Annotated in this window: 11 protein-coding genes; 2 read left to right on the top strand and 9 right to left on the bottom strand. The window is 62.4% G+C overall.

All coding sequences use genetic code 11. The features are described 5' to 3' along the window. Positions 1 to 64 precede the first annotated feature (64 nt). The 4 genes from CXQ81_RS18425 to CXQ81_RS18410 form a co-directional block, all read right to left on the bottom strand. Positions 65 to 3,277, bottom strand: a complete 3,213-nt coding sequence (locus CXQ81_RS18425) for a hybrid sensor histidine kinase/response regulator (protein ID WP_101338112.1) — start codon at positions 3,275 to 3,277, stop codon at positions 65 to 67. A 111-nt stretch (positions 3,278 to 3,388) separates the two neighbouring features. Then, positions 3,389 to 4,579, bottom strand: a complete 1,191-nt coding sequence (locus CXQ81_RS18420; protein WP_007929090.1) for an EAL domain-containing protein — start codon at positions 4,577 to 4,579, stop codon at positions 3,389 to 3,391. After that, on the bottom strand, positions 4,566 to 7,388 hold the full coding sequence (locus CXQ81_RS18415; protein WP_101338111.1) for a response regulator: 2,823 nt from the start codon (positions 7,386 to 7,388) through the stop codon (positions 4,566 to 4,568). Before CXQ81_RS18415 ends, CXQ81_RS18420 begins: the two co-directional genes overlap by 14 nt. 147 nt (positions 7,389 to 7,535) lie before the next feature. Then, entirely contained in the window at positions 7,536 to 8,357 is an 822-nt protein-coding gene (locus tag CXQ81_RS18410; RefSeq protein WP_101338110.1) for an aldo/keto reductase, read from the bottom strand. A gap of 203 nt (positions 8,358 to 8,560) precedes the next feature. Here CXQ81_RS18410 and CXQ81_RS18405 point away from each other — a divergent pair, with 203 nt between their 5' ends. Beyond that, positions 8,561 to 8,776: a molybdopterin-binding protein gene (locus CXQ81_RS18405; protein WP_009049200.1), complete on the top strand. Its 216-nt coding sequence runs from the start codon at positions 8,561 to 8,563 to the stop codon at positions 8,774 to 8,776. 381 nt (positions 8,777 to 9,157) lie between these two features. Further along, positions 9,158 to 9,694: a hypothetical protein gene (locus CXQ81_RS18400; RefSeq protein ID WP_178081070.1), complete on the top strand. Its 537-nt coding sequence runs from the start codon at positions 9,158 to 9,160 to the stop codon at positions 9,692 to 9,694. A gap of 143 nt (positions 9,695 to 9,837) precedes the next feature. On the opposite strand, the gene CXQ81_RS18395 is transcribed toward CXQ81_RS18400, so the two are convergent. From CXQ81_RS18395 to CXQ81_RS18380, 5 genes are all read right to left on the bottom strand, one after another. Further along, positions 9,838 to 10,428, bottom strand: a complete 591-nt coding sequence (locus CXQ81_RS18395) for a helix-turn-helix domain-containing protein (protein ID WP_371860905.1) — start codon at positions 10,426 to 10,428, stop codon at positions 9,838 to 9,840. A gap of 53 nt (positions 10,429 to 10,481) precedes the next feature. Next, a complete protein-coding gene (locus CXQ81_RS31240) occupies positions 10,482 to 10,643 on the bottom strand; it encodes a hypothetical protein (RefSeq protein ID WP_178081069.1) in 162 nt (53 codons plus the stop codon). Between the two features lie 132 nt (positions 10,644 to 10,775). Continuing rightward, positions 10,776 to 11,489, bottom strand: a complete 714-nt coding sequence (locus tag CXQ81_RS18390) for an ABC transporter ATP-binding protein (RefSeq protein WP_101338108.1) — start codon at positions 11,487 to 11,489, stop codon at positions 10,776 to 10,778. A gap of 18 nt (positions 11,490 to 11,507) precedes the next feature. Next, a complete protein-coding gene (locus CXQ81_RS18385; protein ID WP_101338107.1) occupies positions 11,508 to 12,356 on the bottom strand; it encodes an ABC transporter permease in 849 nt (282 codons plus the stop codon). Positions 12,357 to 12,420: 64 nt separating this feature from the next. Continuing rightward, positions 12,421 to 13,413 (bottom strand): aliphatic sulfonate ABC transporter substrate-binding protein, encoded by a 993-nt coding sequence (locus CXQ81_RS18380; RefSeq protein WP_101338106.1) that lies wholly within the window; start codon positions 13,411 to 13,413, stop codon positions 12,421 to 12,423. Positions 13,414 to 13,701: the final 288 nt, after the last annotated feature.

The following is a 13,701-nucleotide window of genomic DNA, read 5'->3' as shown; positions in this document are numbered from 1 at the left end:
TCGTAATACGCCGGTTGGTGAGGAGAAAGAGTAAAGGATTGCGCTCATCAAATCTTGTCGCGTCTCATTCAAGTGCATTAAGAATATCCGTCAAGCTTTGTATCAGGCTTTTCACCTCAAGGGTCACGGAAGAGGTGATCGCGCTTTGCAGTATCCGGGACTCCAGTTCGGCGCAGTTTTTCGCCAGCCCGCTCAGCTGCACGGCACCCAGCGCTCCGGCGGCGCTGTGCAGCCGTTCGGCGAGCCGCTTGGCATCCTGGGCGTCGAGGGCGTCGGTCACGCTCTGGACATCCTGGCGCATGGTGGTAATGAACAGCTCACGCATTTTCGGGGACAGTTCGATCATTGTGTCGCCGGTCGTGGGGGAAGGCGTTGCATCGATCATCGGTTGCGGTTCCTGGGCAGGCGCATTCGCGCAGAGATTCGACAGGTAGTGGTGCAGAGTCTGCAGGCTCAAGGGTTTGACCAGCCAGGCATTCATGCCGACAGCCATGCAGCGGGCGCCTTCTTCGCGCATGGCATTGGCCGTGACCCCGACGATCGGAGTCTCCCGGTCACGCTCACGCAGGGCGCGGGTCAGTTCATAGCCGTTGAGCAGCGGCATGTTCACGTCGGTCAGCACCAGGTCGAACACCTGCGGCTGCCAGAGCTGCAAGGCTTCTTCGCCATTGGAGGCGGCCGTCACCGTACAGCCCAGGGCTTCGAGCTGCTCCTTGATGATCGCCTGATTGATCGCGTTGTCCTCGGCCACCAGGATATGCAGGCCGAGCCTGTTGCTCAGGTCGCATTCGGGAGCGGCGGGCGCGATGGTTTTCCCGTGCAGGGTCAGGGACACGGCCCTGGCGATGGCCCGCACATCATGGGCATCCACGGTGCAACCTCGCGGTGGCGGTGCCGGGTGTTCGCCGGCGACGCACAGGACCCTTGGTCCGGCCCAGGCGGGTAGGGCGTCGGAGGGCAGGACATCGACCAGCAGGTTGGCCTGGCGCGACTCTTCGACAAAGGCCGGCAATGGCTTGGCGACCACGCCGAGGCGATTCAGCCAGTCACTGGTGCTCTGCGCCAGCTCCACGGCGGGAGCCCGCACATACACCGCCTGGGTGCTCGGCAGGATGTCCGCGCAACCTTCCAGAGCGCCGGGCATGACCTTCAGCCCCAGGCGGAGCGAGAAGCTGCTGCCCAGGCCGGGCTCGCTGACCACGCGTATCTGGCCGTTCATCATTTCCGTCAACCAGCGGCATATCGCCAGGCCGAGTCCGGCTCCGGCCTCGCTGGAGGCGTCGCGTACCTGGTAGAAGGTGTCGAACAGACGTTCCTGTTGCGCCGGTGAAATGCCGATGCCGGAGTCGGTGACCTGCCACTCCAGGCTGGCCTGGCCATCCACGCAGTGCAGGAGCTTGACTCGCAATACCACGCGCCCGGTGTCGGTGAACTTGATGGCGTTGCTGAGCAGGTTGCTGAGGATCTGCCGGATCCGTACCGGGTCGCCCAGCAACTGGTCGGGCAACGCCGCATCGATACAGGCGTACAGCAGCAGGCCTTTGTTTTCGGCGAAGACGCTGTAGGCGTGCAGCGTGTCCTCGATCATCTGCAGCGGGCAGAACGCCTGGGACTCGATCGCCATCTGCCCGGATTCGATCTTGGAAATGTCCAGGACATCGCTGATCAATTGGAACAGGGTGCTGGACGAGCGCTGGATGGTTTGCAGGTGCTCGCGCTGGCGAGCATCCAGGCGCGTCAGCCCGAGCAGTTCCAGGGTGCCCAGTACGCCATAGAGCGGGGTGCGTATTTCGTGGCTCATGGTGGCGAGGAACAGCGTCTTGGCTTCGCTCGCCGCATCGGCGGAGCGCCGCGCCTGCTCCAGCATGGCCGCGCCCTCGATATGGCTGGTCACGTCGTGGAAGGCACAGAGCAAGGCATCCTCGCCCTGGTAACGGGTGCTCACGAACCCTACCTGCAGGTGAGTACCGTCGATGTCCAGCCGGGTTTCACCGGCGACGCACAGGTCCTGCCGGCTCTCCAGGGCCATCCGCAGTTTTGTGCTGCCTTGCCATTGCTGGGCTTTGCGGTTTTCCAGCAGGACCTTGAAGTCCGAGCGACGCACCACGCACAGGCCAGTGGGCGCGCAATCGATCACGGCCCGGCTGAAGGCCTCGCTCTCGGCGGTGCGTTGGTAAGCCTCGTAGACCGGTCTGACGATACGTGACTGATACCGGCGACTGACCAGCCAGCCACAGCCAATGCCGCCGATCAGCAGGGCCAGCAAGACCGGCAAGGGCCACAGGGTGTAGTTGAAGTAGCTCTTGAAACCGATGGTATAGAGAGCGGTCCAGGGCTCGGCGGAATGGCTCGAGACTTTGAAGACCATGCCGTCGCCGGTGATGTTCAGCCCGTCATGCAGCACGACGCCCGGTTGCAGCGAACCGCTGAGCACCTTTCCGGAGGGGGCGACCAGGGCGACATGGTCATAGGTCGACCACGGCATGAGTCGCTTGATGTCATTGACCAGATCCATGCTGAACAGCGACGCGACGCCGATCTGGTTGCCGCTGTCCTGGACTCGTGACCATTGCGGCCCGAGATGGGTGCTGACATAAGCCAGCAGCCGGACGGGGGCCTCATTGGTCTGATGGGGGACGAGGGGCTCCCAATCGACCGCGCCATCGGCCCGTGCCGAATCTTTCGCCAGCAGACGCTTGAGCGTTTGCAGGACGAGGGTCTTGTTGGGGGTGTCGTTTTTCCAGAGCGGGTCGCGTGAATGCCCGGCGGCCGGAATGCCGATATTGAAGTTGCCCTTGGCATCGAACAGGAAAAACGGCGGTGACTGGTAATGGGAAGTGGACCAGAAGGCGCTGTAATAGTCGGTCAGGTGCTCTCCCAGGTCGGCCAGCCTGGCCAAGGTGTCAGGCTCGACGCTCTGGTGATCGACAGAGAGGCTGAAGGGCGTGGAAAAGGCAAATTCCTGGCCCAGGTAGTTGTGCGGCCCCTCTTCGGGCAAGGCGCTTTTCAGGTATGAAACCGAATCGTTGGCGTGAAGGGGGATCTTGCTACTTTGTACGGCCACGCCCCGGAGGAAGTCTTCATGTTCGCGGATGTCTTCCATCATCCGCGCAAAATGCGCTTTGAACCTGCCGTGTTGTTCTTCGAGCAGTTTGTGCGACGACCAGTAACTGATGGCGATCAACAACAGGGTCAAGCCGAGAAAAATCAACAATCCCTTGTTCAGGCGAGTCGAGTATCGTTTCAGATTCTCGATGAGCGTGTCCTGGTGGTTCATCACTGGTATCCAAAAAAGCATGAAAAAGTCGAAGCCTTGAGGATTTTACCTTTAAACAACGACTTGTCAGTGATGTGGGGCATGTAATCCTGAAGGGTGGATGTCCTCGGTTCAATAACTGGCGGCTGGACCGTCGTTCACCAGCAACTGTTGAAACTGCTCGGAGGGGACTGCGCGAGAGATCAGGAAACCCTGCACCTGGCTGCAGTCGATCTTGCGCAGCAACGCCAGCTCCTCGGCGCTTTCCACGCCTTCGGCCACCACGGTCAGGCCCAGCTGGCGACCCAGGGCAATGATGCTGGTCAGGGCCTTGGTCAGTTCTTCGCTGGCGTGGCATCCCTGGACCAGGGCGCGATCGATCTTCAGTTCGGTGAACGGGGTGGAAACCAGGTTCATGTACGAGCTGTAACCCTTGCCGAAGTCGTCCTGGGACAGGCCGAAGCCCTTGATGCGCAAGCGGCAGGCACCGGCATAGAAGTTACTGATGTCCTGGGGCACCGAACATTCCATGAGTTCGAAACAGATCTGCCCCGGCACTCCCTGGTGTTCCATGACAAAGTCGAACAGGCGGTCCGCCAGGTCGTGGCTGTTGAGCAGATGGGTCGGCAGATTGATCGACACCGGAATGTCGTAGTCCTGCTGGCGCCAGCGTGCCTGGGCCTGGATCGCCTGGCGCAGGACCAGCCACAGCAGGTCCTCCTCGAGGTCGAAGGACTTGAGGGCGGGCAGGAAGGTGTCGGGGAGCAGCATGCCCTGTGTCGGATGCATCCAGCGGACCAGGGCTTCGGCGGCGACGATGCGGCCGTTGAACAGTGATTTCTTGGGTTGGAACCAGGCTTCGAACTGCTCTTGCTCGATGGCCTGGACCAGCGCGCTCCGACTGAGCATGGAGGCGGGCAAGGGGCGCGGCGAGCTCGGCTGCGAAATGCTCAATTGCGTGGTCAGGGTCTGCAAGGCGGCAAGGTTCACCGGTTTCGAGATCAGGCCGATGACTTTCACCCCGAGGTTCTTGGCAACCAGGCTGGCACTCATCAGCATGCGCCGCGAAGCCGAGCTCATGATCGCCAGCGCCGGCTTGGAGTGCAGGGCCGCCAGTCCCTGGATGAACTGCACGCCATCCATTCCCGGCATCAACAGGTCGGTGAGCACCAGGTCGAACTTGCGCCATTTCAAGCGTTCCAGCGCCTCTTCGCCATCCCGGGCGCCTTCCAGGTAGTAGGGGCCCAGCTCACCGAACAGATGTTGCAGGTACATGTGCTGGAAGGGATGGTCTTCAACGATCAATATGCTACAGGGCTTCATTCTTCGCTCTTTCATAGGGCGCTAGGTAATTGAACAGGGCGCGTAATGCAAAAGGTTTGACCAGGCAATGGTTCATTCCGGCCGCCAGACATTGCTCTTCTTCTCCACGCATCGCGTTGGCCGTGGCACCGATGATCGGGACCGTACAGCCACGGCGTCGCAACTCCTTGGCCAGTTCATAGCCATTCATCATGGGCATGTTGACGTCGGTGAGGACCAGATCGAACCTTTCGGGGTCCCACATCGACAGGGCTTCCTCGCCGTTTGACGCAAGCTCCACGCTGCAGCCCAGCTCTTCCAGCTGATCCCTGAGGATCAGTTGGTTGATGACGTTGTCTTCGGCCACCAGCACGTTCAGGTTCAGTTGCTTCAACGTCCAGTGTTCGTTGTGATTCTCGGCCTTGGCCACCCACAGCCCCTGGGCCTGGCTGACCGCCTGATGAATGGAACGCAGGTGGTTCAGGTTCACATGCCAGCACCCGGCACGAACCTGCGGTTCGTTGTTGCCTGCCCCGGTGGCGAGGATCAGCGGACCGGGCCAGTCGGGCTGCAGGCGTTGTTCCAGTTCGCCGGGGTGAACCTCGACCAGCAGGCAATCGCTGGTCGGGGCGATCTTCGAGGGATGGCAGAGTTGCACCCGCGCGCCCCATTGGCGCAGCCAGCCGCCGATGGATTCCGCCAGCTCGCGGACGCTGGACATCACATAGATGGTTTCCGGCAGCAGCTGCGTGGCGGGCAGGGTGACCGGCCCATCGATCGCCGCTTCCAGGGGCAGGGTGAGGGAGAAGCTGCTGCCCAGCCCCAGTTCGCTGACCATGCGCAGGCTGCCGTTCATCAATTGCGTGAGACGCTGACAGATAGGCAGGCCCAGGCCGGTGCCCGCCACCACGTTGGCGTTGCCGCCGGTTTGATAGAAGGGTTCGAAGATCAACGGCTGATGATCCTGGGCAATGCCTTTGCCGGTGTCGGAGACCTGCCACAGGATGCTGGAGCGCTCGCCATCGCGGCTCAGCAGGTTGACCCGCAGCACGATGCGCCCCAGGTCGGTGAACTTCACCGCGTTGTTGAGCAGGTTGCTGAGGATCTGCCGGATCCGGGTGACGTCGCCGATCAGTCGCTCGGGGATTTGCGGGTCCACGCAGGAATACAGCAGCAGGCCCTTGTTCGACGCTGCCGCGGAATAGCCCTGGATCAGCTCGTGGACCAGGTCCAGTGGCGAGAACTCATTGAGTTCCAGGGCCAGTTGCCCGGCCTCGATCTTGGACACGTCCAGCACATCGCAGATCAACTGCAACAGGGTCGAGGAAGAACACTCGATGGCGCGCAGGTAATCGCGCTGCTGGGTATCGAGTTGAGTGCGCGCGAGCAGCTCCAGGGTGCCCAGCACGCCATAGAGCGGGGTGCGTATTTCATGGCTCATGGTGGCGAGGAACAGGGTCTTGGCTTCGTTGGCGGCGTCGGCCATCTGCCGCGCTTCTTCCAGCGCGGCTTCCACCTGCTTGCGCGCGCTTATGTCGCTGAAGGCGCAGAACAATACGTCCTCGCCCTTGTAGCGGGTGGGCGCGGAACTCAGGTAAAGATGACGCCCGTCGGTGGTCTCGAAGTAGTCGAAGCGGTTCGGTTCGTGGCTCTTGAAGGCTTGCTGGATCCAGCCGGCGCAGAGTATTTCCCGTTCGGCGCCATCGCCCAGCCACTGCTGCGCCAGGGTGTTTTCCAGGACCACTCGGCCATCGGTACGCCGCAGCACGCACAAGGCCACGGGCGCGGTCTGGATCACGTCGCGGCTGAACAGCTCGCTCTCGACCAGCGCCTGGATACGGCTCAGCGCAGGGGTGATGAAACGGTGCTCGATGCGGCGGGTCAGCAGGCAGATCAGGCTGATGCTGAACAGGCAGAACGCCAGGGCGCCGGCCAGCTGCGGCCAGAGCGCGATCAGCAGGGACTGCAGGCTGAAGGAGTAGACCAGTTGCCAGTCGGAGGTCATCAGTTGCTTGCGGATCACCAGGTGATCGGGCCACCAGCCACTGCCGACAAAACCGAAGAAGTTGCTGCCTTGCAGTTGCTGCAGGGCCTGCCCCAGGCGCCCGGCCGGGGTGTTGGTGAACAGCAGCGCGCCTTCGGAGTTGAACATCATGAACTCGCCGGCGCTCTGGTCGCTGAGGGCCTTGAGCACTTCCCGCCCATCCATTTCCAGGCCCAGCCAGCCGGAGTCATCGGTGCGCTCGTCGAGCCGGGTGAAAATGTACAGCTGCGAAGTCTGCGTGGACGGGTCGGTCAGCCACAGCTCGTCGGTGTCCGGATGCTCCCCATGGTTCAGGACCTCAAGCTTCGAGAGGATGGTCCTGGGCAGGTTGGGGGAGGTCGGGTTGCTGCTGTAGAGGCGCATGACCCGGGCCTCGGGGCCAGGGCTTACATAGAGCAGGTTGACCTGCTTGGCCTTGAAGTATTCGCGCATGCGCTGGCTCAGCCAGATGCTCCACGGATCATCGATGTCGCCCAGTTGCAGGTGCAGTTCTTCGCTGGAAGGCGGATACCCCTGGACCTGCCTGGATCGGCGTACCGCGGACAGGCTGAGGCTTTCCAGCAAGGCCTCGCGGCTGGTGAAGAAGGTCTGGGCTTCGGCGATGGCGCTGCTCATGTAGCCGCGGCGCCGGGAAATATCGTTGCTGAGGGTGGAATTGAGGAAGTTGTAGACGGCGCCGAGGATGCCGACCAAAAGAATGAGTGCGAAAAGACGCAGCAACCTGCTGGCGGCTTCAGGACTGGAAAATAGGGGACTGATCTGATGAAGGTAGGTCTTTAATCTCATTGACCCACTCTAAATAAACCCTCAAAAATCCGGGATAGGACGATCCTTAAAGTCGCTGGTATTTCGCCGCTTCCAGCCTGGTCCACGACGAAAAAACCTGGCATGGGTGCCAGGTTTTTCGGGGTGGCGCAGCTCGCGATAGCCGGCTCAGACCATCGCCAGTCGCTGCTTGCGCAGTGGCGCGGGGAAGGCCTGGTCGATGGCCGCCAGGTCTTCGTCGTGCAAGCGCAACCCGGCCGCCTCGGCATTCAGCCGGACATGCTCGGGGTGTACCGCCTTGGGAATGGCGATCACGCCGTCCTGGCGCAGGACCCAGGCCAGCAAGACCTGGGCCGTGGTCACGCCATGGCGGTCGGCGACCTGCTGCAGGGTGGGGTGGCGCAGCAACTTGCCGGCCTGGGCGATAGGGCAGTAAGCCATGAGCGGCAAGCGCTGTTGTCGCGCGGCGGGCAGCAGGTCGAATTCGATGCCGCGTTCCTCGATGTTGTACAGCACTTGGTTGGTGGCGCAGGCCGGGCTCGCCAGTTCCTCGAGGTCATCGAGGTCGAAATTGGAAACGCCCCAGCGGCCGATCTTGCCGTCTTCGCGCAGGCGCTCGAAGGCTTCCACGGTTTCCTCGAGCGGGTACTGCCCACGCCAGTGCAGCAGGTACAGGTCGATGTAGTCGGTACCCAGGCGCCGCAGGCTGCGCTCGCAGGCTTGGGGAATGCCTTTGCGGCTGGCGTTGTGCGGGTACACCTTGCTGACCAGGAACACCCGGTCGCGCTGGCCGGTGATGGCGGCGCCAACCACTTCCTCCGCGCCGCCCTCGGCGTACATCTCGGCAGTGTCGATCAGGCTCATGCCCCGTTCGATACCGGCCTGCAGCGCGGCAATCTCGGCGTTGCGCTGGTGGCGCTCCTCGCCCATGCGCCAGGTACCCTGGCCAATCACCGGGACGGGCACGCCCGCCAGCTCGAGTGTTCGCATGACAATCTCCTGAAAGGGTTAGGGATCCAGAGAAGCAAAGGCGCGGTGCTCGGTCAAGGTAACGAAGGGGACGGGAGAAATTTTATATTCATTTAAGGAATAAAATAACTACTATTTATTCCTTTTAATATGAAAAGACACAGGGCACCTTAGAGGCCTGCACGGCGATGCGCCAGTGCCCACCCCAGACAGGAAGGCCCATCATGACCATCAAGGCAATCAATGTTCGCAACCAGTTCAAGGGCGTCATCAAGGAGATCCATGAAGGCCAGGTGGTCTCGGAGATCGATGTGCAGACCGCCTCGGGCATCGTCACCTCGGTGATCACCACGCGCTCGGTGCGCGACCTGGAGTTGAAGGTCGGCAGCGAGGTCATCGCCTTCGTCAAATCCACCGAGGTGTCGATCGCCAAGCTCTGAGACCCGCGATCCCGACCCCGTGTCATGTCCCGCACCGCGCTTGCGACCCTCGCCGAACCCTGCCACAGGGCACCGGCGAGGCTGGCAAGGGGCCTTTTCCCGAGAAAAGTCGGGCCTCTTTAGAATGATTATTTCTTTGGGTTATGGGATGCGCTGATTTGCGCATATCCATCGCAGCGGAAAACACGCTGTCGTCCTGCTTCCGTCCGCCATGAAATCCATCCGGCTGCTGAAGCGGAAAATCCCGCGCGAGCGGCTGCGCTGAAGCTGTCCCGGCAGCCGCGATTGCTGTTCGATCGGCATCTTGTGCGGCGTTCGCCACTCCCTAGAATCCGCCCCATCCGCTTCGTCCAACTATCGAATCGCTTAGGGAGTTTCACCATGATGAATGCCATGCAGATGCAAATGCCGATGAACGCCAACATGCCGATGATGCCGATGATGGGCATGCCGATGATGATGGCGACCATGAGCTGCGAAATGATGGACGACGGCATGCTGTGCAAGATGATGCCGGCCGCGGGCATGGACATGGCCATGTTCAAGAACAGCGCGCAAATGATGCAGATGATGATGAACTGCGGCATGCCGATGATGATGCACTGCGCCAACATGAGCATGATGTGCATGTCCCGGGCGAGCATGGCCATGCCGATGATGGGCGCCATGATGCCAATGCCGATGATGGGCGCCATGATGCCAATGCCGATGATGGGCATGCCGATGCCGTCGATGAAGTGCGTGATGGAGTGCACAGTCGAGGCCGACTGCATGATGTGCAAGATCATGCCAATGGCCGGCATGAACATGGACATGATGAAAAGTTGCTGCGCCCTGATGATGAAGATGATGAACGACTGCGGCATGCCGATGATGATGAGCTGCAACGGCATGCCGATGATGTGCTGCACCTGCTGATTCCTCGCAGCGGCACAAAAAAAGCCCGGCCGGGATAATCCCGCCGGGCTTTTTCTATAGCGGGACTATCGATATTCGTGGCCGCTGGCGCAGCCTGCGATCGGGGCCGCAGGACCCGCCATGTCAGTACAGTCCCTGCTTGTTCAGTCCAGGCGTTCCGGGTAGGTCACCACCAGGTAGGCCACCGCTTCGCTGTCGGCGGGGTTGCGGTAGCGGTGCGGCTGGTCGGCGTAGAACAGGATCGAGTCGCCGGTGGAGAGCAGGTAGCGTTCTTGGTTGACGCTGATTTCCAGTACGCCCTGGGACACCACCAGGTTTTCCTGGACCCCCGGCCCGTGTCCTTCGGACTGGTCTTCGCCGAGCGGGCTCAGGCGCAGTTCGTAGAATTCCGACTGGCGCGCCACGTCGAAGGGGAACAGGGCGCGGCTGACAAAGGCGCCGTTGGCGCTGACCAGGCGTTTGCTCCGGCTCGACGGCAGCACCGCCACGCCTTCGAAGGCGCGGTGTTCGAGAAAGGCCGCGACCGACACCTTCAGGCCCTTGGCGATCTTGCACAGCACCTTGATCGACGGCACGCTGCGCCCGGACTCGATCTGCGCCAGCATCGCCCGGCTGACCCCGCACTGGCGGGCCAGGGCATCCAGGGACAGATGACGCTTGCTGCGCAGGCGTTGCAGGTTCTGCGCGACCCGTTCGCTGATGGGGTCTTCTTCCTGAGTTTCCAGAGGGGTCAAATCAAGGTCGGGTTCGTCGGCGCTCGCCAGAAAGCGCGAGGGTTCCTGGGCGCTCACGCGTGGTAGGTCCTGGTCGGCCAGGCCGTCTGAACCCACTGGAACGCCTGGTAACCGGCATTGCGCGCGTACATCTCCCACATGGCCCGGGCCAGTTGCTGGGCCTGCTTGCGTTTGCGGAACTGGGCGAAGTCGATAACGTTGTCGGTCGGTTTCATAAGGCACTTCACTGTCGTGACCAATGGGCGGGATGAGGTGAGAGTACGTGGTTATTTTTATAACCATAAATACTGATTATTTATTTATTAATTCCTTTGTGTTCTTAAGTGCCGGGCCGTGGCAAAGCCCGCTCAAATCACATGGGCCTTGTGCAATTCGGTCAGGGCCAACGCCTTGAGGCGGGCCAGCAGCGGGTCGCGGCGGTCCCGCGGGTGGCTCAGTTGCACCGCCAGTTCCTGGCGAATACGGCTGGGGCGGTTGTCCATCACCAGCACCCGGTCGCTCAGGTACAGCGCCTCGTCGACATCGTGGGTCACCAGCAGCAGGGCGATGGCGTGACGCTCGGCCAGTTGCAGCAGCAGGTCCTGCAGTTTCATCCGGGTAAAAGCGTCCACCGCGCTGAAGGGCTCGTCGAGCAGCAGCACCTGTGGCCGCGCGTACAGGCCGCGGGCGATCGCCACCCGCTGCGCCATGCCGCCGGACAGCGCCTTGGGCAGGGCCTGGGCAAAACCCGCGAGGCCGACTTCCTCGATCAGTTGCGCGACCCAGGCCCGGTCGTAATGCTCGTCGTCGCCAAAGCCGATGTTCTGTTCCACCGTCAGCCAGGGCATCAGCCGCGGTTCCTGGAAGACAAAGGCCAGGCGCTCGGTGTGGCTCAGCAGTTGCCCCTGAAAGTCCTTCTCCAGGCCGGCGACGATGCGCAGCAGGGTGCTTTTGCCGCAGCCGCTGGGGCCCAGCAGGCTCACGGTTTCCCGCGGTTGCAATTGCAGGTGGATATCATGGAGGACGGTGGTGGCGGCGAAAGTCTTGCGCTCCACGTGGATGTCCAGCAGGGCTTGGGGCATGGCTCGATCCTCTGTGCGTTAGTCGTTGCCGCCTTGGCCATTGAAGGTGTCGCGCCAGGCCAGGAAGCGTTTTTCCAGGCCGGCGAGAATGCCGTCGCTGAGCTTGCCCAGCACCGCGAGGACGATAATCGCCGCCAGCACGATGTCCGGCCGCGAGGTTTCCCGGCCGTCGCTGAGCAGATAACCCAGGCCCTTGGTGGCGGCGATCAGTTCGGCGGCCACCAGGAACATCCAGGCCAGGCTCATGCCGCTGCGCAAGCCGGTGAACAGGCCGGGCAGGGCGGCCGGCAGGAGAATCCGCCGCACCAGCCGACGCCGGCCGAAACCGTACATGTGGCCGACCTCCACCAGCTTGCGGTCGATATCGCGAATCGCCGCCACGCCATTGAGGTACACCGGGAAGAAGGCGCCGATGGCGATCAGCACCACCTTGGAGGTTTCGTCGATGCCCAGCCACAGCAGGAGCAACGGCACCCAGGCCAGGCTGGGGATCGAGCGCAGGCCGGCGAAGGTCGGCTCCAGGTAGGCTTCGGCCTCCCGGCTCAGACCGACCCAGGCGGCGAAGACCAGCGCCAGGCTGGCGCCGATGGCAAAACCCAGCAGCACCCGCAGCAGGCTGGCGCCGATGTGTTTCCACAGCGCGCCTTCGGCCAGGTCGCCGAGGGTCAGGGCGATCTCGCTGGGGGCCGGCATCTGGTACGACGGCAGCCAGCCGATGCGCACCACGAACTCCAGCAGCAGGATGATCACTACCGGCAGGGCCAGGCCCTTGAGGCGCAGGCGCCAGCGGGCGGGGTTGAGGCGTGGGAGCTTGCTCGGCGCGGACAGGGCCAGGCGGGTCGAGAGGTTGTTGCTGTCGCTGCTCATGGCGATTCTCCGGCAACGCCGAATCCGCGCCAGGCGCGGGCTCGGTCGTCGCCTGGGCGGTAGGTTATTGACGGGCCACGGCCTGCTTGACGCCGGTGTCGAGCAACTGGTCGATCACCTGGTCCACGTTCACCCCGCGGCGCACCAGTTCCTCGGACACCAGGATTGGCGCGGCGGCCTTGGAGGCCAGCACATCCTCGGCGCTCAACCGCGGGTTGCCGAGGTCGGTGCGCGACAGTTGCAGCCGGGCCACTTCCAGCGGCAGGCCGGATTCGTCGGCCAGTAGCCTGGCCAGCTCGTCCGGGTGCTTGACCGACCATTCGCGGGCCTGCTCATAGGCGGCGAGCACGCTGGCGATGGTCTGCGGATGTTCCTTGGCGTATTGCTCGGTGACGCTGAGCACGCCGTAGCTATTGAAGGCGCTGTTGCGGTACAGCAGGCGCGAGCCGGCCTGTACTTCGCTGGCGGCCATGTGCGGGTCGAGGCCGGCCCAGGCGTCGACGTCGCCTTTTTCCAGGGCGGTGCGACCGTCCGGGTGCTGCAGGTGCACCAGTTCCACATCGTCTTTTTTCAGCCCGGCCTGTTGCAGGCTGCGCAGGGTGAACAGGTAGGGATCGGTGCCTTTGGTGGCGGCGATCTTCTTGCCCTTGAGATCGGCGACTGTCTGGTACGGCGAGTCCTTGCGCACCACCAGGGCGGTCCATTCGGCGCGGCTGTAGACATACACCGACTTGATCGGGCTGCCGTTGGCCCGGCTCAGCACCGCCGCCAGGCTGGCGGACGAGGCAAAGTCGACGCCGCCGCTGTTGAGGTATTCCAGGGAGCGGTTGCTGCCCTGGCTGAGAACCCAGCCGACCTTGGTCTGGGGCAGGGCCTTTTCGAGAAAGCCGAAGTGCTTGAGCACCAGGCTGACCGGCGAGTAATAGGCGTAGTCCAGGTGCACTTCGGCCGGCGGATTTTCCGCGGCCTGGGCCAGGGGTTGCAGGCCTAGCGCCAGGACGCAGGCGCTGAGCAGGTATCTGGCGCGAGCCAGGGGGAAACGCAAGACGGGTTTCATGGAGCGGCTCCGGACAAGGCGGCGAGAGGGCAATGTTGTTATTTCCGCTGCTTATTTCAAAAGTCGCGGACGGCAGGAATAAATCCTGCCGGAAAGGAATATTGCAGGCTCTGTGCCATAGCCGGGGAAGGGCGGTTTCAAGGTGTTCCAACAGGAAAAAAGCCTCTGGCGATGTTGCCTGGCCAACAGTCTGTTGCCGCGCTGTTTCTCCACCAACAGCCTCCTGACGCGGGTGCAAAAGCGGCTATGAGCTTATGCGTTAACAGAATTTCAAAAGCGGATTCTAAG

Origin of the sequence: Pseudomonas sp. 09C 129 (genome assembly GCF_002843625.1) — a bacterium.
GTDB lineage: Bacteria > Pseudomonadota > Gammaproteobacteria > Pseudomonadales > Pseudomonadaceae > Aquipseudomonas > Aquipseudomonas chlororaphis.
This window is presented reverse-complemented; position numbering and strand designations above follow the sequence as displayed.